Genomic DNA, 21,466 nt, shown 5'->3' on the forward strand with positions numbered 1-21,466 from the left:
CCGACCCGCCGTTCTGAACGGTACCGCCGTCGCAACACGTCAAAGGGGCCCGAGGGCCCCTGCGTACTTGAGAAAATTACTCAGCATTGCGCCGCCGTTTAAGCGCGGTTTTACGCCGCCATCAACAGGCCGTCGACGCCGATCTCGAGGCCGAGCGTCGCGGCCGTCATGATCCCGGCGACGATCGTCTTCGGCTCGCACTCCTGAAGCTTCGGCGTCGAACTGAACGCGGTTACGGCGAGGCGCGCCATGCGATCCGCCGTCAGATGCTTCGGCAGCGCGAGCGCCATCTGCGGCTTGAACTTGTCGAGGAAGCTGCTGAACGAAGCAACCGGATTATCTTTCTTGCCGGTTGCGACTTGCTTCAGTTGGGCGGTGCTCATGTCGTATGGACTCCGGATAGGGTGTAAGTGGATTGCGTCTGGCGTGGCGTTGGGTTACTTGATCTTCGAAAGACGCAACACGCGGATTTCCTTAGTGCGCGAATACTTCGCGTAGACATCTGGTGCGTCATCCTTCAGCAGCTTCTGGTCGATGCGTGTGTCGTTCTGGTTCTTCCACGTGGCGATCGTGTTGCCACCGGCCGTGAGAACCGCGTTAGGCTGCATATACGCCGTGATGCGATAGCTCAGTTCCTCTTCGGACGCTTCTAGGATCTTGATCTTGGCTTTCACGCCGATCAGGTTGAATACTGCGTCGCGGATCTCGGTATTTGCTTCGATTGAGCCGCCGTTGCTCTTCGCGTAGATCGCCTTGCAGTCGTCGAAGTCGATCGGGTCGGGCGCCACGTCGGCGAGCACGCATTCGTTCCAGAATTCCACGACGCGGCTGCGAATGCCGTCGATGGTTTCTTGGTCGCGCTTCACCCAATAGATGAGCAGGTCGTCCATGCCGATGAGGGTTGCCACGATGCAGAAGTCGCGGCCGGTAATGCCGAGGCCGTGCATGAACTGCGCGGCGTAATCGATCGGCACTTCGTCGGTTCCTTCTTCGCCCCACTTCTTCGCAGCGAACGGGTGCACCGTCTTGCAGTCGCCGTTGATGTGCTCGCCTGAAAACTGGACCACTTCACCAGCGATTTCGATTTCACCAGTCACACGCAGTTCGAAGTCGATCTCGCACGCCAGAAAAGAATGCTCGGCATCTGTGTAGCGCTCGTTCGTGCGCACGAGCTCGACTTCGATCCCTTCATCCTCGAGGCGATCGATGAGCATCTGCAGCACGACCGGCTCCAGGCGGTGACCACGGTCGAAGCGCTTTTGTTGCTCAGGCGTGATCTCTTCGCGCGGCGCGCGGCCCGTCTTCTGAAGCCACAGTTCATGTGGCGTTTTCCACGGGCTTACGCCAAGAATGGCGGCAACGTCGCTGCCGCCGATGAAGCCAAGGCGATTCATTTCCGGTGCGTTCATGCAGGCCTCGATGAGGTTGGGACTGGGTTCGTAAGGACTTCATCCAGCGTACCGAGCATCTGCGGCACGACGAGCCATACGATGATGAAAAGGATCGTGGCGATGACGATCCACAGGGCAAAGAGCTCGCCGACCTTGCGCGCGAAGGACTTCACAGCGCACCTCCAGCACGGAGGCCGACGACCACGTACCAAAGCGCGCCGATGCATGTGAACAGGCCGAATGCCGCGCCGATCGTCAGCGCACGGTGCGCGCGCTCGCAGGCGGCGAGCAGCAGATCGTTGTCGTTTGCGGTGCGCATCATTGGTCCCTGGCCTTTAGCATGGCGTCGGCAACGATATAGGCGACTTCCGCGATCACTTTCGACATCGATGCGTAGATAGCGATAGATGAGGGCTTAAAAGTCATCATCGCAGCGTTCATCGCAGCGTTCATCGCTTTCCCGGCGAACCAGTCGCGGAGATCAACCGGCAATGCGACGTGCGGCGCGTCTTTTTCGTTGCTTTGCGTTGTAGTGTTCACGATTATTCCTTTGCCATTCAGCATGAGATGCGCCAGAGCATTGCTTGCACCAGCTCTTTAGTTTCAAAGGGCCACTCCGCCCGTTATCTGCCGAGAATTGTTCAAACGGCTTCGCTTTTTCGCACCTCGGGCAATATTTGTGGCCCGCAGGCATACTTCTAAAACTGTCTTCCGGCATGAATGCATGTCGGGTGTTGCATGACCGACAGACAATAGCCATCGACCCGTCGCGGTAATGCTGTAGGCTGGCGACTGTTGATTGACCATCCGCAGCTAACCAATTCATCGGAACACCGCAATCCGGGCATTTCAAATCAACTCCGCGCATGTTGTGCAGTTCGGCATGCGCCGGCACCGGTTTCCCGTCCCTTTTTGCTCGAACTCGCATCTGGCCAAACCGATAATGTTTGGCGCACAGATGTTGATGACCCTGCTTCCGCACAGCGGGATCGCCGCATCGAGAGCACGCCGGTCCACCATCGTTGATTTCACTCATCGCGCATTCTCGCGATCCCGTTCCATTTCCCACGATTCCCGCAACACTTCATACGGAACGTCGTCGGGACACAGTTCATCGGCGGCTTTCCGAAGCGTCTCCGCCAATTTGTTCCGATCCCGCGGATTCAACCAACCGAGTTCGACTTTCACATTGTCGATTTCGATTAGGACCTCGGAATATTTGTCGCCGTGGACCGGATAGATATTAAATTTCATCTCAGCATTCCTCCTTCGGCTCATCGAGCATCCAGTCAATCCACGCGAGGCGATCGAACAGAGACTGGTATCCGCAGCGCTCCCCGAAACCATTCTTTCTTTGCCAAGACTCTAAAGGTCCGCAATGGCCAAGTTGGATCTCGATGTAATCTCTAAGCACCTGGCATGCACCTGCAAGTCTCGGGTGTTTGCGTTTGACGCTGTATAGCGCGAAGCAGATATACATTTCTTGACCGCTTTCAATCATCTCGCGCGCATACCTCAACGCCTCGCGCTTCTCAGTGGTCAGCGCCATCACAAACCCCCTCGCGCAATCAACCCTTCGCGCTCGGCAAGATTCGCAGCAAGCTCACGTTCGCCCGACATCGCGTAGCTGATCGCCTGTACCGCAATGTCCATGCCGTGACGGTTCGCATGGCTGCGCGCTTCGTCGTAGGCGTCTTTCAGACTGGAAAGAAGATCGTGTTGCATGGTGGTTCCTTATCGGCGTATCGGCTCGCTCAGGCGATTTGTGCCTTGAATTCCTCCTCGGCCATGCGCTTCATGTCTTCGATGGCTTCATCGTTGCCGCAATAGAAGTCCGGCAAGCGCTCGATCTTCCAGCGCTCGGGATCACTTGCGAGGTAAATGAGGGTGGCTGCCGTCGCCGTTCCCATCGCCCATTCGAGGGCCTTTCCGCCTTCTCCTGCCAGTGTCACGACCCACCCGGCGCGACAGTGCGATGTGCCGCACGAGCTGTGCCAGTTACCCATGTTGAGCGCTCCCGGCTGCGATGCAGCGCCGTGGACTGCTTGGTGGATATTGGGAATTTTCGGAATGCCGCTCAGGTCCGAGCCGCGCAGGTTCGCGTCGCGCAGGTTCGCGTCGCTCAGGTTCGCGTCGCGCAGGTTCGCGTCGCTCAGGTTCGCGCCGCGCAGGTTCGCGTCGCTCAGGTTCGCGCCGCGCAGGTCCGAGCCGATCAGGTTCGCGTCGCTCAGGTTCGCGCCGCGCAGGTCCGAGCCGATCAGGTTCGCGTCGCTCAGGTCCGAGCCGCTCAGGTCCGAGCCGATCAGGTCCGAGCCGATCAGGTTCGCGCCGCTCAGGTCCGAGCCGATCAGGTCCGAGCCGATCAGGTTCGCGCCGCTCAGGTTCGCGCCGCTCAGGTCCGAGCCGATCAGGTTCGCGCCGCGCAGGTTCGCGTCGCTCAGGTTCGCGCCGCGCAGGTCGACGTTTTGCGTATAGGCCAATTCGACAGCCGCTTTCATCGAATCGGCTTCGCATTCGAAAATGACTTTCAGCGTCCAGCGGTTCAGGATTTTGATGTTCATAGTGGTTCTCGGTTTTGGGTTTTGGGTTGTGGTTCAGCGTCGTGGTGGGCTACGTTAGTCAGGCGATCTTGGACAGTTGAAACGCCAACGATTCGATCTCGCGTTTCACATACGAGAAATCTCGATACGTTTCGTAGCCGCTGTCGCCGTACTTTTCGGCTGAGACCGGACAGAGATCGCCGGCGTGAGCGCAGTCGAACCCAAATACCCATAGACCATCCAATGCCTCGACGCCGGGAGCCGAGTAGGTCAGGCCGCCGTGGACATCGATGAGCAGGACGATGCTCGCCGCTTCCTCGGTCGGTGCGTTTGCGCAAAGTAGGTTGATCGTCCCGATCTTGTCGATGTCCACTTCGCGATCCAGTTGGGCCCGCGTTGCCGGTACATCGGCGTTGTAATCCTTGCCGAACCATGGATGCGATTCCGGCACGCCGACGTATCCGCAAAGATGTCCGCTCCACGAAACGCGGCAGATCTCGCATTTCATTCCGTGAGCCTCGAATACTTCTTCGCTCGGCTCGTTCTTCCATGATTGGTCCACGTCGTTCTCCTGTAGCGGGAGGGATTGGTCAACCGCCGCCGCGCTCATCAGCGACGCCAACCGCTATTAAATTGAGCGCCACTTCGCGCAGCAGATGTTCGGTAAGCGCGCCCGCTCCGCCCTTGGCAAGGCGAATCAGTTCGAGCAGGTCTTGGGCGGCGAGGCTCATGATTCGCTCCTGTTCTGGTTGTCGAAAGCCTGTTCCTCGCTGGCTCCGATGACGTGCGCCGCTACGGCAGCCATAAAGCCCATCACCGTCACGCCGCCAGCCACGAACCCGAGAAGGAAACTCGTCATATCCATCTCACACCTCGTCAAAGAAGCGCACCTTTCGGTTGGCACGATCCGCGTGCGCCGCGAAGAATGCGTCGCGCTCTCTGGCAACCGCAGCTTCGAACAGGCGACGTACGATCCGCTCGACCTCGGTCGCTTGCTCGGCCGATTCGGGACGCGCGAACAGTTCCTTGAGGTCGCGCCACTCGTCAGGAGACAGCTCATCGATCTCATCCGCGAGCTGATGGGGAAGAAGGCCGCGCAGAATCGCCAGCTCAAGCGATTCGGTCGGGTCCAGCAGGGCATTCATGATCGACGTCCAATCACGCTGTGCGGCGCCGGCGTGCGGCCAGCCTGTCGCGCGCATAGCGCAGCACCTGGTTCGGGTCCATGTCGCCGAAGTCGGTGCGCCCGCGCATGCCGGTCAGGTAGCCCGACAGCAGGGCTACGGCGTCTCTCTTGGCGGCCAGGTACTCGATGAATTCGAGTTCCTTGTGGGTCGTCCAACTGCGTTCCTTTTCCATTGCGGCCTCGCGGTTCAATCTGTGGTCTGAGGTGGTGTGACCGTGACTTGATAATACAAACGTATTCTTAGGAAGTCAATACGAATGTATTTATCGAAGGCAAAAAAATCCATGCCGCGAGAGCTCTGCTCGAACAGGGCTCTTCGGTCGACATGGATTAATGGTGTCAGGTTCTTATGATTTTCCGCGAGGGCGTTTTCGTCGCGGTTCGGCCGCAATGAGGGCGGCCTTTAGGCAAAGTTTCACGTGCTCGAGCTGGCGCTGCGCGGCACAGGTATCGCATGGGTTTTGATCTTCGCTTTGGTCGATATTACTGACCAAAAGCCTGATTTTTTTCCTGCTTGTTGCTGCTGTCATCCGGCCCCCGAATCGTTAATGCGCTCCCCGCAGAGCATACGAATACGAGGCATCAATGTACATGTTTAGAACTTGCAGCGCTCTTACGTCTGCTTGGTTTTTGTGCTGTCTTGGCCTGCATGTGAGGGAAAATCCCTACGCGCTTGGAGAATGTAGCGAATGCCGGCGATGGTCATCTCTCTGTCTGCGCCCCCAATTTGATCAATCGCTATGAGGATTTCGACGAGCTCACGCATGTCGCGTGAAAGCGCGGCGAAAGATTTCTCCAATTTCGAAGCGCGGCGTTGGACGGCGTCCGGAAGTGAAGAGGGCTGAGAAACAGCGACGGGCGCGGCGTTGGTGCCAAGATCCGTTTCTGCGGGAATGCCCTCGGCCGCCGACGTCAGGCCAAGCTCGAGAGGATTGAGCCCAAGGGCGCGCACGATCTCGAGCAATTTCGTCGTGCTGCGGTTGCGTCCGCTTTCAAGATGACCAACGGTCCCCTGGCTGACCCCCGAGCGTTTCGCTAGCTCTTGCTGCGTCCACTCCTTGTCCAGCCGGGCCTTCTTGATGATCGGTCCGATGTCAATATTACTCATGTAGTGGATTTTGCCGATAGATCCAAATACTTGGGTAGATTTTGGGCTTTGCATTCAACTACGTTTGTATTAGACTGTGTGGTGTCAATCTTCCGGACGCACAGCCATGGATGCAAAGCAACTCATCATCGCCTTGCGCAAGCATGGCTTGTCGCAAACGGCGATCGCGGAGAAGTGCGGCTTGTCTCAAGGTGCGATCAGCCATATCGAGATCGGGCGCCGCAAGAACGTGCTGCTCAGCACTCAACAGCAGCTCGAACGTCTGTATGCGGAGACGTGCTTAGCCGAAGGCGTTGCTGATAATTCCGAAACGCCCGGAGAGGTGGTCGCATGAGCCAACTTTCAATGCAGCGTACCTCCGCGTACTGCTTTCAGCGTCTCGCAGGCATTCCAGTTCCTGACAGGACCGGCGAAAGTGATAACTGGCTTTCCCGTTGGATCTTCAACCCACGCATTCATGACGGTGAGTCCTCTCCCCAGACCTGCAACGCCAACCATTTCCTGCACGATGAATCGCGAGTCGACGGGGAAGTAAGCATTCGTTGCAGTGCCACATACAACGAAAACTTCCCCTTCTTCTACAGGGGAACGGTACACGCGTACGTTCAGGAATTCTTCCGTGCGAAGCGCATTCGCTGGGAGCCAATACATATGAATTGGCACGGCTTCTTCCGCGAGGGCCTTGATCTCGTCGTCGGTTGGCGCAGATGCGCCGGATGCCAGAGGGGAGAGCGCTGCCGCAAAGGCAACTGCAAACAAGGATGCGAGTGCTTTCATTTTCTTTCCTTTCCTAAGCGTAGGACGCCATGAAGGCTGCCTATTTGCCACCCACCAGCGCTTTCAGAGCGTTGCGAATCGTGCGTTCGTACACCTCATGCGTGTTTGGAGTTTCGCGCGCAGACGCCTCGCTCAGGTGCGTGGTGGCCGCACGCAGGAGCACCGCGACATCGCCTTGCTGCGGATGCGTTTTCAGCAATAGTCGTATCGCAGTCATGCACAGGTCGATCCGCGCCTGCTGTTCCACGATGCAGTTGAACAACTTCAGATCTTTCCGGTTAGCTCGCCATTCCATCAGGCGTCGATCCCACCCAAGCGAAAAGGCCACGAAGACTCCCAATCCGATGAGGATGAAAAACGTTTTCATGAATTTCTCCTTTGTCAACGAAGGGTGAAGTGATGCCACGAAGATTCTTCCCGATTCGGCGCGCATGCAAGCCCAGTATTCGCAGCGGTGCATCTAGCCGCCGAGCCGGCTCCCCCGGAAATTCGGGTTCGCTCGCAACGCCTCGATCACCGAATTCGCTTCTGCCGATGCAGCCGCAGTGCCATGGTGAGCGGCCGGATTTGAGTCCGGCATTGCAAGAACTCTTTCGACATACCCACGAAAGTCTTTTAGAGCTGCATCCGGTTCCGGATGCGTCCGTGCAATCGCATGAAGCGCTGCACTCTGCACGGAGAGGCGCATTTGCATGGCCACGAACTGCCGTTGCAGCGTTGCGATCACTTCTGCGTCGCCCTTTTCGGGCATAGGCGCTGGATTTTTTCTGCTCATGGGACTCTCCTTTCATGAAAGTCATTGACGTAGGGGTACGCAATTCTGGCATGACTGGAGACTCCTTCTTTCCGGGTGCCCGCCGCATTTGCGCGGGCATCACTTCCATTTGCGGCTGTTGCTGCGCACCTCTGTGCTTGCGCGTCACCGCACATCGTGCGGGAAGCCCGCCATGAGCACAGTCTCGCCGACGATTGCCGAACGCGCACGCAAGTTCATGTCGATCGCAATGCAGCGAATTTCGGCGATCGGGCAAAACACGATCGCCACTGAAATCGGCGTTTCACCGCCGACGATCTCGCGCTTCGTTTCGGACGATCTCGAACGCGCATGCCAGGTGCTGGCCGCAGCCGGGCTGAAGCTAGTACCGGCGGAAATGCAGTGCTTTCCTCCGCGCAAAGTCGCGATCTTGATGGAGCTCGCGCGCGACCATCTCAATCAGCTCGAGAACGTCGAACAGCTAACGTGGGAAGACCGGCGGACAGGATCGGGCGATACAGCGAAACCATGAAAGACCATGAAATTGCACAAAGCTCGCTGGGAAGAATTGAATGCCGATTTCGTCGGCTCTGCGTTTCTTCTGCTCGGTGAAAGGAGGTTTTTATGACAGAACTCCCGAATCCTCTCACCGATGCTGAACGCGAGTTACGCATCCATGAACTCGGCGAATCGATGGTTGCAGCCGAGTCTAAATACGTCCGGGCCATTCTGTGGCAGCAGATGCGTGAGCTTATTGTGCAGCGCTCGCAAGCTCAGGTGGAACGAATGGAGAAGCAAAAGGGGCTTCGGTGAACTTCTATAAGCACCACATCGGTGATTACGACCAGGCGACTCGACATCTGTCGTTTGTCGAGGACGCGGCATATTCGCGACTGATCAGGAAATACTATGCGGAAGAGCGCCCTTTGCCAGTTTCAGTCGAAAAAATTCAAAAGTTGATCGGGGCACGCAGTAAAGAAGAGAAAAAGGCTGTTTTGACGGTGCTGGAAGAATTCTTCGAATTGCGCGAGGACGGCTACCACAATTTGCGCTGTGACTCAGAGCTGGAAGCCGCTCAGGCTAAGGCTGAGCGCAATCGCGCTGTTGGGAAGCTGGGCGGTAGACCGAAGAAATCTGGCAACCCAGATGAAACCCATGAAGAACCCATAGATAACCCAGATGGTTTATTTGTGGAACCCACACAAAACCCTAGCCAGACTCCAGACTCCAGACTCCAGACAACAGCTTTAACTTCTTCTGCCCCGAGCGAAAAAATCTCGCTCGGCGCCGACGGATGGATTGGCATCCCAGAAGGCCTCCTGAGGCAGTGGGGCAGGGCTTACCCGGCCGTGAACATCGACGGTGAGCTTGCGAAGGCGGCAGCATGGATCATCGCCAACCCTGCGAATCGAAAGTCGAACTACGCCCGGTTCCTGACGAACTGGCTTGCGAAGGCTCAGGACCGTGCACCGCGTTTGAACGGCATGAACGGCCACCGCAGCCCTGACGAAATTTTCGGGTGACGCCATGGACCTCCGATTCCCCGGCAACTCTGCCGAACTCGTCGCCATGCGCAAGGGCGGCAACGTGCCGGCGCTCCCGGTGCTCGTGACCTTGGCCGGCCCGCTTCCGTGGTCGAACACCACGCTTCGCGCAACCGCCGGCGAGCGTTACGACTGGCGTCCGATCCGTGCGCTCGACGTCGAGGTCTTTGCTTCGAGAAACGTCGCATGGAGCGATCTGGTCCACACGCTTGCGGATATCGCAGCGGCAATTCCCAACACGCTCGCACTGACTTTCCGCGAAGGTCCTAGCATCGACTGCGGGCAAATGCGCGTCGTGCCGGGCCAAGATTTCGCACTCTTCGACTGGTTGCCGCTGCCGCTCGACCAAGCGCATTGGCATGCCTCGCGCGTCATCGCAAACCGCCTGCTCAATGCGCTCGGCCGCGATCTTCCGAATCCCTATGACCGAGCGTGCGAGCTCGTCTTGCAGCTCGCCGATGAAAGCCATGCAAACGTCGCGGAGGTGGCCTGATGGCCCGAACCATTCCTGATTCGATCGATTGGGATGCATACGCTTCCGACGAGGATGACGGACGCTCAGATGTGCGCCCTGCCCACGAGTTCATCGATGAGCTCGTCGATCACCTGTACGGCGAAGAAGAGCAACAGACGGGTGTCGCGACGCCATGGCCGAGCGTGGGCAATGACATCGCATTTCGTCCGGGCGAGGTGACGCTATGGGGCGGCGTGAACGGTCATGGAAAATCGGCCGTGCTCGGCTACGCGATGCTTCATGCGCTGACGGCGGCCGAACGCGTCTGTATCGCTTCGATGGAGATGCGACCGCGGGCCACGATGGAGCGATTGACGAGGCAGGCCGCATGCACCGAACGTCCTGGGTCCGATTATCTGCAAGCGTTCGGCCGTTGGACGAACGATCGGCTTTGGATCTACAACCACGTCGGCACTGTGCCGCGGAATCGGATGCTTGCGGTATCGCGCTATTGCCGCCGTGAGCTGAACGTTTCGCATATGGTCATCGACAGCCTGCTCAAGTGCGGCATAGCGCCGGACGACTACGCTGGGCAGAAGGCATTCGTCGACGCGCTTTGCTCGCTTGCACGCGACACCGATCTGCACATCCATCTCGTGCATCACGCACGCAAGGGCGAGAGGGAATCGGACATTCCAGACAAGTTCGACCTTAAAGGCGCAGGCGAGATCACCGATCTCGTCGACAACGTGCTGATCGTCCATCGCAACAAACGCAAGGAAGCCGATCTGCGGAAAACCGATCTGTCGGACGAAAAGCGCGCCGCCGTCGAGAGTTCGGCAGACACGGTGCTGATCTGCGCGAAGCAGCGACATTACACGTGGGAAGGAAACATCCGCCTCTGGTTCGATCCTGCGAGCTTGCAGTTTCGCGATGATCGGAGCGGTGCCCAACGCTATCTCGATCTGCGATCGGGGCAATGGATTGCTCAATGGGGGACGCAACGATGATCGGCAAGCCATTGTTTCCTGCCCAAAATCCGGAGGCGCAATGATCATCGTGGGGATCGATCCAGGCATCCATGGCGCCATCGCCACGCTCACCGCCAGCGACTTTGCGCACGTCATCGATATGCCGATCCGTCCATCTCATCGCGGCGGCAAGATCCGCAACGAGGTCGACCCGCTCGCGCTGCGCGATGAACTGCGCAAGCTCGTGCCGCCCGATGAGAAGGGAATCGTCGTGATGGAGGACCTAAACGCGTTCATCGGCGGCGGAGCGCGTGTAGGCTCGATGGCATCTCAGGCATCGCTAGCCGCGACGAAGGCCGTGGTGAGGACGGTATGCGAGCTCGCGGGTCTTCCCATTACCCATGTCTCGCCGAAGGCATGGCAGGCGTTCTACGGCATCGCTACGCGGGTCGAGTCGACGAAGAAGCAGTCGCTGCGTATCGCGCGAGAGATGTTCGGGCGTGAGCTGTGCCCCCTCGAGCGACACGATGGGCGGGCTGATGCGCTGCTGATTGCACGCTTTGCACTGAGGACGATGACATGAGCCCGTATTTCTGGCGATCCCACGAGAAAGCGCTTGTCGCGCGCATGTACGAAGCCGGCGCGCCATTGCGCGACATCGCTGCGGCTACCGGCGTAAGTGACGACACGGTGCGGCGCGCGGTGGGTCGGTGGAAGCTACGCCGTCCGGCGGGTCACATCGGCATCGAGACGCGCACCAATCTCGCATGGCCGCGCATCCGTCTCGCGCTTGAGCAGCACGGCCCGATGTCGACGCCCGAACTGTGCGTTGCGACCGGCATGATGAAGAGCGTTGTCGTGCGCAACCTGGCGCGGTATCGCGGCGAAATGCATGTGGCGCGCTGGATTCCTACGTCGCGCAGGCCAGCTGCGGTATGGGCGCTCGGCCCCGGCACAGACGCCATCAAGCCTCTCAAGGTGCGCCGCGTGATGCGTACGCAGGCTAATCCCTTCCTCGTCGCGCTAGGAGCCATCGCCGCGCCGAAGAACCACCGCGGGCGTGTGATCGAGATGCTCGATGAGCCCGAAACCGTTTGAACGAAACTCTTTCGAGGGGAACGAAATGGCTGAGAAGAAGTGGATTCAGGGCGCGGTGAAGCATCCCGGTGCGCTGCGCAAGGAACTGGGCGTCAAGAAGGGCGAGAAGATCCCCGAGAAAAAGCTCGACGCCGCGGCGAAGAAGAGCGGCAAGGAAGGTAAGCGCGCGAGGTTGGCAAAGACTTTGCGGAAGATGGGGAGCAAGTGATCGTGGAGCTACCTGAAATTCCAATGGGAAGCGTTGTAGAGGTGCTGGGAAACATCGTAGAGACACATATGCTCGATCCGTATTTCGTGCCGCTTGGCACGCGCATCAATGCGCGTTATGACACGATGATCGACGGCCAACAGCGGGTCCTCTGGGCAACCTTCACTTCTTCCGATGAGAGAGGAACGGCGACTGAGCAACTTCTCAGATTTCGTCCACTTGCTTGCAGTCATTTCGAAAGCGAAGAGAGGCGCATCTTGGCCGAAAAAACTCGCGAGTTGCCGAAGGAGGCATGAGCATGGCAGCGCACAAGGGAATGGAAAACCTGCGGCCGCGCGCGTCATCGTACAAGCCGGAATACGCCGAGCTCGCGCGCAACTACGCGCTGCTCGGCGCGACGATCGAAGAGATCGGGCCGCTGCTCGGCGTGACCGGCCGTACGATCAAGAACTGGAAGAAGGCGCATCCGGAGTTCGCCGAGGCGATTGCGATCGGCAACAAGCATGCGGACGCGAAGGTGATCGGACGCGCCTTCGAGCGATGCGTGGAAGGCGATTCGACCATGCTCATCTTCTGGCTGAAGAATCGGATGGGATGGCGCGACAGGCGCGATACGCAACTCAGTGGGCCCGGCGGCGAACCGCTCACGGTCCAGATCGTGCGCTTCGGGGAGGTCGATGAAGATCCGCCTGCCGAATAATTGGCATCCTCGCGCCTATCAGCGGCCAGCTTGGGACTACCTCGAACGGGGTGGCAAGCATGCCGAATTGATCTGGTGTCGTCGCGCCGGCAAGGACGATATCGCGCTGCATAGAACGGCCGTGTCGGCGTTCGAGCGCGTCGGTACGTACTGGCACATGCTGCCGATGGCATCGCAGGCACGCAAGGCGATCTGGAACGCGGTGAACCCGCACACGGGCCGCAAGCGGATCGACGAGGCGTTTCCGGACGCGATCCGCGCACGCAAGAACGATCAGGAGATGTACATCGAGTTCGTCAACGGCTCGACATGGCAGGTGGTGGGATCCGACAATTACAACTCGATGGTCGGCGCGCCTCCGGTCGGCATCGTCTATTCGGAGTGGGCATTGTCGAATCCTTCCGCGAAGGCCTATCTGCGTCCGATCCTGGCTGAAAACGGTGGTTGGCAAATCTTCATCACCACGCCGCGCGGCAAGAACCACGCATATACGACCTATCAGAATGCCTCGCGCGACGAGCAGGCTTTCGCTCAAATCCTGACGGCCAATCAGACCGGCCAATACGATGCCGAGCAACTCGATCGGCTGCGCGCCGAATACGTTGCCGACTTCGGCGAGACGATGGGCAACGCGCTCTTCGAGCAGGAATTCCTGTGCTCGTTCGAATCGCCCATTCTCGGCGCGGTCTACGCCAAAGAGCTTCGGGAAGCAGCTGATCGCATTACGCGCGTGCCGCACGATCCGACGAAGCCGGTGCATCTGTTTTGGGACTTGGGCCGCGCCGACAAGACGGCGATCTGGTTCGCTCAGTTTGCGCACATGGAGTATCGCGTCATCGATTACCTGGAAGGAACCGGCAAGCACATCGGCGAGTATGCGCACGCCCTCCAAGGAAAGCGGTACGTCTATGCCGATTGCTGGCTGCCGCATGACGCCGAGCACGAGTTGCTTGCTTCGAAGCGGACAGTGGCGCAGCAATTGAAGGATGCCGGATTCAAAGTGCGGATCGTGCCGAAGACATCGATCGAGACGCGCATTCAGGCCGCTCGCCTGCTTTTTCCGTTGCTGTGGATCGATGGCGAACGATGCGAAGAGGGCCTGCAAGCGCTGCGCAGCTATCACTACGACGTCGATCCGGACACCAAGCAATTTAGCAAGGATCCCGTGCATGACTGGTCCTCGCATGCGGCCGATGCATTCGGATACATGGCGGTCGCGATGAAAGAGCCGAAGAAAGAAGCGCCGCCCGTGGAGATACCGCGAACGGTCAATCATTGGAATAAGGGGAGACGATGAAATACGCGCCAGACATTCTGCTGCGCCGTCGATGCGATTTGGGTCTATGCATTGACGAGCGCGACTATCTGCGGGAAATGCGCCGACTAAAGATCAAGTCGCCAAGTGATTTTGTGACCGCCGGAAAATCCGCGACGATGCACTGGTTCGATCATAAGCGCGGAGGGGATGATCTCGCGATCGTGTGCATCGACATGATGCGTTTGAGAAAGTGTCCCGGTACCGCGATCGCGGCACTTCTTGTTCACGAGGCTGTTCACGTCTTTCAGCGCATCCGGGAAAGTATGGGCGAGGAACAGCCGAGCTCAGAATTCGAGGCTTATTCGATCCAACGGATCAGCCAAGACCTGATGCTCATGTACCAGCAATCGATGAAGAAGGTGAAACGGCAATCCAGTTGAACTAAGATTCATCCCATTCAGCCATTCGTAGCCGCGTATCGGATGTGCAGTGAGCAGTTCCACGCGAGTTCAGTTTCATCCGCCCAGGATGGTTTTGCCGCGCATGCGGCGTTCATTGAACTCGCACATCATGACCCGACCCAAATCCGAAATCGAAGCCGCGCTCGTCGAAGAGTCGCTCAAGCATTTCGACTACGCGTACAAGTCTCAGCAAGAAATCCGCCTGAAGTGCCTGCAAGATCGACGCTTCGTGTTCGTCGATGGCGCGCAGTGGGAGGACGCACTGCGCCTGCAATTCGACAACAAGCCGCGCTTCGAGCTGAACAAGCTACACATGGCCTGCGTGCGCATCTTCAACGAGTACCGGGCGAACCGTATCGACGTGAAGTTCGAGCCGAATGACGACGATGCGGATCAGCATACATCCGAGACGCTCGAAGGCATGTACCGCGGCGACGAGCAACGCTCGGGCGGTCAGGAAGCCTATGACAACGCGTTCGAGGAAGGTATCTCCGGTGGCTTCGGCGCATGGCGTTTGCGAAACGAGTACACCGACGAATACGACGAGGACGACGATTCGCAGAAGATCGTGTTCGAGCCGATCTATGACGCCGACTCATCGGTGTTTTGGGATCTAGGCGGCAAGCGCTACGACAAGAGCGACGCAAAGCGGTGCTGGGTCATCACGTCGATGTCGCGCGACGAATACCAGGACACCTATGGCGAGACCGATTCGAGCGATCCATTCGGCAATGCCGGGATGGGTCAACCGGCGACGTTCCGCAAGGTCCAGAAAATGACCGAGTTCGACTGGTACACGCCGGACGTCATCTACGTCGCCGAGTATTACCACGCCGAGGAAGTGAAGAAGAAGGTGCACGTCTATCGGATGCTTAACCAGAACACGAAGGACGTGAGAATCGATGATGCGGATCTTGAAGACAAGACGCGCGAGGACATGCAGGCGCAGGGCTATACGCATGTGCGCACGCGCACGGTGAAGCAGCGCCGCGTGCATAAGTGGATTCACGATGGCGGGAAGGTGCTTGAGGATTGCGGGTTAATCGCCGGGCCGAATATCCCGATCGTGCCGTTCTACGGCAAGCGCGCGTTCATCGACAACCAAGAGCGGATCATGTCGCACATCCGCTTGGGCAAGGATGCGCAGCGCCTGCTCAATATGCAGATCTCGTTGCTCGCGATCATCACCGCGCTCGCGCCGCGCCGCAAACCGATCTTTGTGCCGGAGCAGGTGCGCGGCCATGAAATGAAGTGGGCGAACGACAACATCGACGACAACCCGTTCCTGATGATCAACCCGATCGAAAATCCGGACGGTACTGTGACGCCGGCCGGTCCGGTCGGTTACACGGAACCTCCGCCGATTCCGGAGTCGCTCGCCGCGCTGTTGCAGATCGTCGATTCCAGCATCAAGGAACTGACCGGCAATCAGGAGGCCGGCGAGCAGGTCGTCTCGAATGTCTCCGATGCGCTGATGGAGCGCGTGCAGGCGAAGGTCGACATGATGGCCTTCATCTACATGGACAACATGGCGAAGTCGATGCAGCGCTCGGGCGAGATCTGGCTCGGGATGGCACGCGAAATCTACGACGAAGAAAGCCGTCGGGTCGTGACGGTCGGCAAGGATGGCAAGCGCGGCAAGGCGGTACTGAAACAGCCGCGCCTCGTCGATGGCGTGCCGCAGATCACCAACGATCCGACGAAGGGCAAGTTCGAGGTGACGGTCGACGTCGGGCCGGCCTTCAAGAGCCGGCGCGACAGCACGGTTCGATCGCTGGTGTCGATGCTTCAGTTCATCCAAGACCCGCAGCTCGCCTCGATCGTCGTCTCGCTGACGCTGACCAACATGGATGGCGAAGGGCTCGACGATTTGCAGGAGTTTCTGCGGATGCAGCTCGTCAAGCTGGGCGTCATCAAGCCCAACGATTCGGAACGCAAGCAGCTCGAGGCGCAGCAGCAAGCCGCGGCCAATCAGCCGCCCGATCCGCAGTCGCAATACCTGCTCGCCGCCGCTGAGCGCGAACAGGCTGGCGCCGGCAAGGCGCATGCGGAAACCATCAAGACCCTGGCGGATGCCGCCAACAGCCGCGCGGACGCGATCGCGCGGCTCGCCAATGCGCGCCGTGAGGATCTGATGGGCGCCTACGAAATCCTGCAAACGCTGATCGGACAAACGGGGCAGGATGCTGTCGTCGCCCAGAAAACCACGCAATAATCTGTGGCATGAGTAGGATATATAGCAATTTAAGTGCTCTGATTCTTGATTTTGTTGACATTTAATGCTAACAATGCGTCAGGCTCTCCGCGAGGCCTGAATCGCGAGTCGATACGGTGATCGAATGGACAACACGGCAGAAACGCCCGAAGCGCAGCAAGACGATGTGCTCGATGCAGGACTGGATGACCCGGCGGCCGACCTCGGCGAGCAGGACATCGACCCAGCCGCAAATGGCGAGCAGCCCGAGACCCCCGAAGGCGGTCCCGAAGGCTCGGCAGGCGAAGGCGATACCGACAACGAGCTCACCCTGCAATTCGGCGATGAGGCACCGCCGGCCTCAGCCAGCCAAGAGCAGCAGAACGCACCACAGTGGGTGAAAGACCTTCGCAAGCAGTACGCGGAAGCGCAGCGCAAGCTGCGCGAGTTCGAGGCGAAGGAAAAGACGCAGCAGCAATCGCAGCAGACGCAGCCTCCGACGCTCGGCCCGAAGCCGAAACTCGAGGAATTCGACTACGACGAAGGCAAGTTCGATGACGCGCTCGGCAAGTGGTACGACGCCAAGCGCCAAGTCGATGCCGCGGAAGCCGAAAAGCGTCAGGCAGCGGAAGCGCGCCAGCGAGCCATCCAGGAACGTCAGGAAGGCTACGTCAAGGAAGCGCGTGAGTTGCGCGTCAAGGACTACCAAGACGCAGAAACGGAAGTCGTCGCGGCCCTGTCCGTCGAGCAGCAAGGCATCTTGCTAGCCGGTGCTGACAAGCCCGCGCTTCTGGTCTACGCCTTGGGTCGTAATCCCACCAAGCTGCAACCGCTGGCCCAAATCAAAGATCCCGTCCGGTTCGCATTCGCGGCGGCCAAGCTCGAAAAGGAGTTGAAAGTGACGTCTGCCCGCACTGCGACCAAGCCCGCGCCCGAAGGGCGCATCTCGTCTTCGTCTGGCGCTCCGGCGGCTGGCGGCGGCGAGAGGAAACTCGAGCAGCTGCGAGCTGAGGCGGAGAAGACCGGCGATTATTCGAAGGTCGTCGCATACAAGCAACAACTGAAGCGAGCGCATAACCAGCGCAAATAGTAGGTTGTCGCGGCTGCTCTGATGCCAACTTGGACAGGAGCAGCACAAATGAGCAACGCGTTTTCGAAAGAGGAACGTGTCGCCTTCGAGCAATTGCTCGAAGGCTTCAACGATATGCTGGTGCTGTCGCGGCTGGTCAAGAAATATTCGACCGATCAGCAGGCGATGGAACGGTCTTTTAACACCATCTGGCGCCCGATGCCGTACATCTCGCAGTCGTATGCGGGTATCGATATGACGGGCAATTTCAACAGCTATACACAGCTGGCGGTACCGGCACAGATCAATCAGCCGCGCTCGGTGCCATGGACCATGACTGCACTCGAGCTACGCGATGCGCTGCAAGAGAATCGCCTCGGCGAATCCGCCAAGAAGAAACTCGCTTCAGACATCAACGTCGCGGTGAACAATGCGGTAACGTCGCTCGGCTCGTTGGTGGTCAAGCGTACGTCGGCCGCGTCCGGCTTCGACGACATCGCAGCAATCGACGCGATCTACAACGAACAGGGCATCGGCGCCGACGATCGCTATGCAGCGTTCGTGTCGCGCGACTATAACTCGATGGCGAGCAATCTCGCGGCGCGTCAGACGATGCAAGGCCGTCCCGAAACCGCTTACGACAAGGCATATATCGGCGAGGTCGCGAATTTCGGCGTGTTCAAGATGGACTACGCGCCGCGGATCGCAGCGGCCGGCGGTGGCGCCATCACGATCGGTGCAGCGAATCAGTTCTATGTTCCGCAAGCGACCGTCGCCGCCTCGTATGGCGAAGTGACGAACGTCGATAACCGCTTCCAGACGATCGTCGTCAGCTCGACGACCGGCGTATTGGCTGGCGACTGCTTCCAGGTCGCAGGCTCCAACTCGGTCCATCACATCACGAAGCAGGACACGGGCCAGCCGAAGACCTTCCGCGTCGTATCGGTGGTCGACAGCACGCATCTGCAAATCACGCCGCCGTTCATCAGCGGCCAAGGCGGTTCGAATGCCGAAATCTGCTACCAAAACGTGTCGGCGACGCCGGCCAACGGTGCGGCGATCACGTGGCTGAACACCGCCGCGTCGTCGCTCAATCCGCACTGGAAGAAGGATGCGATCGAACTGCTGCCCGGCCGCTTTGCGCCGCCGACCGATGCCGGTGCGCAAGTGCTGCGCGCGACGACAGAGCAAGGGATCGAAATGTCGCTCGAAAAGTTCTACGACATCAAGACCAAGACCATCCTGTACCGCGCTGACGTGTTCTTCGGCGTCGCCGTACTCAACACCGAGATGTGTGGTGTCGAGCTGTTCAACCAGGTGTAAGGAGAGATCATGCAAATCACTCGCTCCACAGACTTTGGGCAAAAGGGCATCGGTCCAGGCGCCGGGGCCGGATATACGTATGAGCCTGTCACGCAGCTTGTTTCCGCGTCCAACGATCCGAATCCCGTCAACTACAACGCGCAAAACAATGACTTCCTGATTCTCGTCGATGCATCAAGCCAAAACGTGCAGATCACGTTGCCAGCCGCTTCGGTATCGAAAGGGCAGCACAAGATGATCAAGCGTAGCGATACGGCATTCGCGGCGGCGAATTCGGTTTCGCTCGTCACGGTTGATGGGTCGCAGATCGAAGGCTCTGCATCGCAATCGCTGACTGCGCAGAATTCGATCGTCGAAGTGAAGTCAGACGGGGCGCAATGGCAGGTCATCGGCGGCACGAATAGCGCCGCATGGGGAGCTGCCGGTGCAATTGCTGCGCTCACCGTGGGGGCTTCGCCGTTTGCCTATACGGCGCAGGCGGCTGGCACCGTCGTCATTAGCGGTGGCACCGTATCGGCGGTAACGCTCAAACGCGGCTCGCCTGCGGCTATTTCGGTGGGTGAGACTGCCGGTGTCGTACCGGTATCGGCAGGCGACATCGTGACCGTCACCTATACCGTGGCACCGACGATGGACTTCGTACCGCGGTAACGCGGACGATCTTGAGCCGCCCTTCTGGGCGGCCTCTCACTTTTTGGAGATCACGGAATGATCCCGCTGAAAAAAGCCACGATGCTCTATCGCAAGGGTACCCAAGAGCTGATTCACAAGATCCACGTCGACTGGATCATCGTCGACGAAGCCGACGTCGCCACGCATCTCGAGCAGGGCTGGCATCGCACGCCGGCCGACGTGATCGAGGCGCAGCAGGCCGAAGAAGCGGCGCGCGCGGCCGCGGCCTCGAAGGCTGCTAAGAAAGCTGACCAACCGCAATTGATCGAGAAGCAATCGTGACCACGAAAGGCGATTTGGTCGAAGCCGCATATGAGGAAATCGCGCTCGCGGGCTACGTGTTCGATCTGAGCCCAGAAGAGCGCAATACGGCACTGCTGCGCCTCGAACGGATGGCCGCATCTTTTGATGCGCGCGGCATCCGCATCGGCTACAACCTGGCAGGAAAGAGCGCATCGCTCAATGATGACGCGGGCATTCCCGATTGGGCCGAAGAGCCGTTCTATACGAACCTCGCGAAACGCCTCGCGCCGACGCTCGGCAAGCAGTTGAGCATGGAAACGATGCGCGCGGCCGCCGCTGGCTATCGGACGCTGCTGCTCGGCAATTACGAGATTCCGCAGATGCAAATGCCGCGGCACATGCCGATCGGACTGGGCAATCGACGCAACACGAAGAATCAGCAATTCTTCGCGCCCGTGGATCGCGTCACGACGACCAACGATGCGACGCTCGAGCCGAGCGGCAATCCGTGGCCGGATTCGAATTGAGGACACGTCATGTCGAACATCAATCAGCTGTCCCCAGACATCTCGCCGCAGCTCGCGGACCAACTGGCGATCTGGAATCAGAACGCCGGCCAACCGCGCAAGGTGGCGTTGTCGGCGCTTCTGTCGCTGTTCCAATCGAGTTTCGTGTTCTCGACCGGCGGTTTGTTGCTGGCGAGTTCGCTGTATGCGCTGCGCCGCACGCAGACTGAGAACGTTGCGCTGACCACGACGCCGGCCGTGATCGCGCCGTATGACGCCAACGGCGCCTCGACGCTGAAGATGGGCGGCCAGACGCTGACCGAGAACGTGACGACAGGCATCTTGCAGGCGACCCGCGCGATCAAGGCGTGCGCGTTCTGGGTCGCGCTGATCGGCTCGCTGCCGTCGCCGCGCGTGCTGACGCTTCAGGTACAGACCGGCCCGGTGGGCGGCCCGATGTACACGTCCGAATTCCAGGCGCTCATCGCCCAGACTGGCGCATCGCAGGCGTTCAGCTTCTCGGGCATCCTGCAAAACCCGAACAACGTCAATGCGCAGATCAACATGGGCGACGTGATTCAGCTCGTCGCATCGGCCGATGCGGCGACGACGTTTTCCCTCAGCCGCGCGACCCTGATCGTGCAGCCACTCGACGGAGTGTGAGACATGGCTTTCAATCAACCGTTTTCGCCGGCCCAAGGGCAGACGCAGGTCGTCTCGGTATCGAGCACGCACACCGAAATCGGCGTCGATGCACTGGCGAAGCAGGTTAGGGTACTCAATCCGAACGCTTTCCCGGTCTACGTGCGCTTTTCGATCTCCGGCAATCCGGCGGCGGCCTCCGCGCCCAGCTCCGGCCTGTCCGGCGATTACCCGATCGGTCCGAATTCGTCCGAGGTCGTCACGAAAGCCGATACGTACGGCGCGATGTCGCTAATCACCGATACCGGCAATAGCGGCAAGGTCTATGTGACGCCGGGCGAAGGTTTCCAGAGCGCGGCTGCCTGAC

The 21,466-nt window shown here is 59.2% G+C and carries 39 protein-coding genes; 21 read left to right on the forward strand and 18 right to left on the reverse strand.

Features of this window, described 5'->3' with window-relative positions; all coding sequences use genetic code 11:
• Positions 1-110: 110 nt before the first annotated feature.
• The 15 genes from WS62_RS09865 to WS62_RS09910 form a co-directional block, all read right to left on the reverse strand.
• A complete protein-coding gene (locus WS62_RS09865; protein ID WP_066570667.1) occupies positions 111-383 on the reverse strand; it encodes a recombinase RecT in 273 nt (90 codons plus the stop codon).
• A gap of 54 nt (positions 384-437) precedes the next feature.
• Complete coding sequence (locus WS62_RS09870; protein WP_066570669.1) at positions 438-1,409, reverse strand: YqaJ viral recombinase family nuclease; 972 nt, start codon at positions 1,407-1,409, stop codon at positions 438-440.
• A complete protein-coding gene (locus WS62_RS37360; protein ID WP_197422808.1) occupies positions 1,406-1,564 on the reverse strand; it encodes a hypothetical protein in 159 nt (52 codons plus the stop codon). The genes WS62_RS09870 and WS62_RS37360 overlap by 4 nt, the downstream gene beginning before the upstream one ends.
• Positions 1,561-1,713 (reverse strand): hypothetical protein, encoded by a 153-nt coding sequence (locus tag WS62_RS36185; RefSeq protein ID WP_156440929.1) that lies wholly within the window; start codon positions 1,711-1,713, stop codon positions 1,561-1,563. The genes WS62_RS37360 and WS62_RS36185 overlap by 4 nt, the downstream gene beginning before the upstream one ends.
• Positions 1,710-1,931, reverse strand: coding sequence for a hypothetical protein (locus WS62_RS09875; RefSeq protein ID WP_156440930.1), 222 nt, complete (start codon positions 1,929-1,931; stop codon positions 1,710-1,712). Before WS62_RS09875 ends, WS62_RS36185 begins: the two co-directional genes overlap by 4 nt.
• 492 nt (positions 1,932-2,423) lie before the next feature.
• Positions 2,424-2,645 (reverse strand): hypothetical protein, encoded by a 222-nt coding sequence (locus tag WS62_RS09880; RefSeq protein WP_066570672.1) that lies wholly within the window; start codon positions 2,643-2,645, stop codon positions 2,424-2,426.
• Between the two features lies 1 nt (position 2,646).
• Positions 2,647-2,940 carry a hypothetical protein gene (locus tag WS62_RS09885; RefSeq protein ID WP_066570674.1) on the reverse strand — a complete coding sequence of 98 codons (294 nt, stop codon included), beginning with the start codon at positions 2,938-2,940 and terminating at the stop codon, positions 2,647-2,649.
• Entirely contained in the window at positions 2,940-3,116 is a 177-nt protein-coding gene (locus WS62_RS36190) for a hypothetical protein (RefSeq protein ID WP_156440931.1), read from the reverse strand. Before WS62_RS36190 ends, WS62_RS09885 begins: the two co-directional genes overlap by 1 nt.
• Positions 3,117-3,145: 29 nt before the next feature.
• Positions 3,146-3,952 carry a pentapeptide repeat-containing protein gene (locus tag WS62_RS09890; protein WP_066570676.1) on the reverse strand — a complete coding sequence of 269 codons (807 nt, stop codon included), beginning with the start codon at positions 3,950-3,952 and terminating at the stop codon, positions 3,146-3,148.
• Between the two features lie 58 nt (positions 3,953-4,010).
• Complete coding sequence (locus tag WS62_RS09895; RefSeq protein ID WP_066570799.1) at positions 4,011-4,493, reverse strand: hypothetical protein; 483 nt, start codon at positions 4,491-4,493, stop codon at positions 4,011-4,013.
• A 28-nt stretch (positions 4,494-4,521) separates the two neighbouring features.
• On the reverse strand, positions 4,522-4,662 hold the full coding sequence (locus tag WS62_RS33165) for a hypothetical protein (protein WP_082720837.1): 141 nt from the start codon (positions 4,660-4,662) through the stop codon (positions 4,522-4,524).
• On the reverse strand, positions 4,659-4,796 hold the full coding sequence (locus WS62_RS36195) for a hypothetical protein (RefSeq protein WP_156440932.1): 138 nt from the start codon (positions 4,794-4,796) through the stop codon (positions 4,659-4,661). The genes WS62_RS33165 and WS62_RS36195 overlap by 4 nt, the downstream gene beginning before the upstream one ends.
• Before the next feature lies 1 nt (position 4,797).
• The gene (locus WS62_RS09900; protein WP_156440933.1) at positions 4,798-5,076 is read right to left on the reverse strand and encodes a hypothetical protein; all 279 of its coding nucleotides are present in this window, start codon (positions 5,074-5,076) and stop codon (positions 4,798-4,800) included.
• A 13-nt stretch (positions 5,077-5,089) separates the two neighbouring features.
• The gene (locus tag WS62_RS09905) at positions 5,090-5,290 is read right to left on the reverse strand and encodes a hypothetical protein (RefSeq protein WP_066570679.1); all 201 of its coding nucleotides are present in this window, start codon (positions 5,288-5,290) and stop codon (positions 5,090-5,092) included.
• A gap of 440 nt (positions 5,291-5,730) precedes the next feature.
• Positions 5,731-6,279 (reverse strand): helix-turn-helix domain-containing protein, encoded by a 549-nt coding sequence (locus WS62_RS09910; RefSeq protein WP_082720838.1) that lies wholly within the window; start codon positions 6,277-6,279, stop codon positions 5,731-5,733.
• A gap of 52 nt (positions 6,280-6,331) precedes the next feature.
• On the opposite strand from WS62_RS09910, the gene WS62_RS09915 reads away from it, so the two are divergent.
• Positions 6,332-6,559 carry a helix-turn-helix domain-containing protein gene (locus WS62_RS09915; protein ID WP_066570681.1) on the forward strand — a complete coding sequence of 76 codons (228 nt, stop codon included), beginning with the start codon at positions 6,332-6,334 and terminating at the stop codon, positions 6,557-6,559.
• 8 nt (positions 6,560-6,567) lie between these two features.
• Here WS62_RS09915 and WS62_RS36200 read toward each other — a convergent pair whose 3' ends face one another.
• From WS62_RS36200 to WS62_RS36205, 3 genes are all read right to left on the reverse strand, one after another.
• Positions 6,568-7,002: a hypothetical protein gene (locus WS62_RS36200; protein ID WP_156440934.1), complete on the reverse strand. Its 435-nt coding sequence runs from the start codon at positions 7,000-7,002 to the stop codon at positions 6,568-6,570.
• A 40-nt stretch (positions 7,003-7,042) separates the two neighbouring features.
• Positions 7,043-7,369, reverse strand: a complete 327-nt coding sequence (locus WS62_RS09920) for a hypothetical protein (protein ID WP_066570682.1) — start codon at positions 7,367-7,369, stop codon at positions 7,043-7,045.
• Between the two features lie 93 nt (positions 7,370-7,462).
• Positions 7,463-7,777 carry a hypothetical protein gene (locus WS62_RS36205; RefSeq protein WP_156440935.1) on the reverse strand — a complete coding sequence of 105 codons (315 nt, stop codon included), beginning with the start codon at positions 7,775-7,777 and terminating at the stop codon, positions 7,463-7,465.
• Between the two features lie 118 nt (positions 7,778-7,895).
• Between WS62_RS36205 and WS62_RS09925 the strand changes: the two genes are divergently transcribed.
• The 20 genes from WS62_RS09925 to WS62_RS10015 all read left to right on the forward strand — a co-directional run bounded on the left by WS62_RS09925 (position 7,896) and on the right by WS62_RS10015 (position 21,465).
• Positions 7,896-8,288: a hypothetical protein gene (locus WS62_RS09925; RefSeq protein ID WP_156440936.1), complete on the forward strand. Its 393-nt coding sequence runs from the start codon at positions 7,896-7,898 to the stop codon at positions 8,286-8,288.
• Between the two features lie 92 nt (positions 8,289-8,380).
• Complete coding sequence (locus tag WS62_RS36210) at positions 8,381-8,569, forward strand: hypothetical protein (protein WP_156440937.1); 189 nt, start codon at positions 8,381-8,383, stop codon at positions 8,567-8,569.
• On the forward strand, positions 8,566-9,279 hold the full coding sequence (locus WS62_RS09930; protein WP_066570684.1) for a YdaU family protein: 714 nt from the start codon (positions 8,566-8,568) through the stop codon (positions 9,277-9,279). The genes WS62_RS36210 and WS62_RS09930 overlap by 4 nt, the downstream gene beginning before the upstream one ends.
• A 4-nt stretch (positions 9,280-9,283) precedes the next feature.
• The gene (locus WS62_RS09935) at positions 9,284-9,793 is read left to right on the forward strand and encodes a histidine ammonia-lyase (RefSeq protein ID WP_066570685.1); all 510 of its coding nucleotides are present in this window, start codon (positions 9,284-9,286) and stop codon (positions 9,791-9,793) included.
• Complete coding sequence (locus WS62_RS09940; protein ID WP_066570686.1) at positions 9,793-10,764, forward strand: AAA family ATPase; 972 nt, start codon at positions 9,793-9,795, stop codon at positions 10,762-10,764. Before WS62_RS09935 ends, WS62_RS09940 begins: the two co-directional genes overlap by 1 nt.
• 40 nt (positions 10,765-10,804) lie before the next feature.
• The gene (locus tag WS62_RS09945; protein WP_066570687.1) at positions 10,805-11,308 is read left to right on the forward strand and encodes a hypothetical protein; all 504 of its coding nucleotides are present in this window, start codon (positions 10,805-10,807) and stop codon (positions 11,306-11,308) included.
• Positions 11,305-11,823 (forward strand): helix-turn-helix domain-containing protein, encoded by a 519-nt coding sequence (locus WS62_RS09950; RefSeq protein ID WP_066570688.1) that lies wholly within the window; start codon positions 11,305-11,307, stop codon positions 11,821-11,823. Before WS62_RS09945 ends, WS62_RS09950 begins: the two co-directional genes overlap by 4 nt.
• A 25-nt stretch (positions 11,824-11,848) precedes the next feature.
• On the forward strand, positions 11,849-12,031 hold the full coding sequence (locus tag WS62_RS09955) for a hypothetical protein (protein ID WP_066570689.1): 183 nt from the start codon (positions 11,849-11,851) through the stop codon (positions 12,029-12,031).
• 2 nt (positions 12,032-12,033) lie between these two features.
• A complete protein-coding gene (locus tag WS62_RS09960) occupies positions 12,034-12,327 on the forward strand; it encodes a hypothetical protein (protein ID WP_156440938.1) in 294 nt (97 codons plus the stop codon).
• Between the two features lie 2 nt (positions 12,328-12,329).
• Positions 12,330-12,731 (forward strand): hypothetical protein, encoded by a 402-nt coding sequence (locus WS62_RS09965; protein WP_156440939.1) that lies wholly within the window; start codon positions 12,330-12,332, stop codon positions 12,729-12,731.
• Positions 12,709-14,028, forward strand: coding sequence for a hypothetical protein (locus WS62_RS09970; RefSeq protein WP_082720839.1), 1,320 nt, complete (start codon positions 12,709-12,711; stop codon positions 14,026-14,028). The genes WS62_RS09965 and WS62_RS09970 overlap by 23 nt, the downstream gene beginning before the upstream one ends.
• Positions 14,025-14,429, forward strand: coding sequence for a hypothetical protein (locus tag WS62_RS09975; RefSeq protein ID WP_066570692.1), 405 nt, complete (start codon positions 14,025-14,027; stop codon positions 14,427-14,429). Before WS62_RS09970 ends, WS62_RS09975 begins: the two co-directional genes overlap by 4 nt.
• A 130-nt stretch (positions 14,430-14,559) precedes the next feature.
• A complete protein-coding gene (locus WS62_RS09980) occupies positions 14,560-16,665 on the forward strand; it encodes a portal protein (RefSeq protein ID WP_066570693.1) in 2,106 nt (701 codons plus the stop codon).
• Between the two features lie 124 nt (positions 16,666-16,789).
• A complete protein-coding gene (locus tag WS62_RS09985) occupies positions 16,790-17,734 on the forward strand; it encodes a hypothetical protein (protein ID WP_066570694.1) in 945 nt (314 codons plus the stop codon).
• Positions 17,735-17,782: 48 nt separating this feature from the next.
• Positions 17,783-19,036 carry a P22 phage major capsid protein family protein gene (locus WS62_RS09990; protein WP_066570695.1) on the forward strand — a complete coding sequence of 418 codons (1,254 nt, stop codon included), beginning with the start codon at positions 17,783-17,785 and terminating at the stop codon, positions 19,034-19,036.
• 9 nt (positions 19,037-19,045) lie between these two features.
• A complete protein-coding gene (locus WS62_RS09995) occupies positions 19,046-19,687 on the forward strand; it encodes a hypothetical protein (RefSeq protein WP_066570696.1) in 642 nt (213 codons plus the stop codon).
• Positions 19,688-19,744: 57 nt separating this feature from the next.
• On the forward strand, positions 19,745-19,990 hold the full coding sequence (locus tag WS62_RS10000) for a hypothetical protein (RefSeq protein ID WP_066570697.1): 246 nt from the start codon (positions 19,745-19,747) through the stop codon (positions 19,988-19,990).
• Positions 19,987-20,478, forward strand: coding sequence for a packaged DNA stabilization gp4 family protein (locus WS62_RS10005; protein WP_066570698.1), 492 nt, complete (start codon positions 19,987-19,989; stop codon positions 20,476-20,478). Before WS62_RS10000 ends, WS62_RS10005 begins: the two co-directional genes overlap by 4 nt.
• Before the next feature lie 9 nt (positions 20,479-20,487).
• A complete protein-coding gene (locus WS62_RS10010) occupies positions 20,488-21,120 on the forward strand; it encodes a hypothetical protein (protein ID WP_066570699.1) in 633 nt (210 codons plus the stop codon).
• Between the two features lie 3 nt (positions 21,121-21,123).
• Positions 21,124-21,465: a hypothetical protein gene (locus WS62_RS10015; RefSeq protein ID WP_066489762.1), complete on the forward strand. Its 342-nt coding sequence runs from the start codon at positions 21,124-21,126 to the stop codon at positions 21,463-21,465.
• Position 21,466 lies beyond the last annotated feature (1 nt).

Origin of the sequence: Burkholderia sp. ABCPW 14, assembly GCF_001523835.1 — a bacterium.
Classification (GTDB): domain Bacteria; phylum Pseudomonadota; class Gammaproteobacteria; order Burkholderiales; family Burkholderiaceae; genus Burkholderia; species Burkholderia mayonis.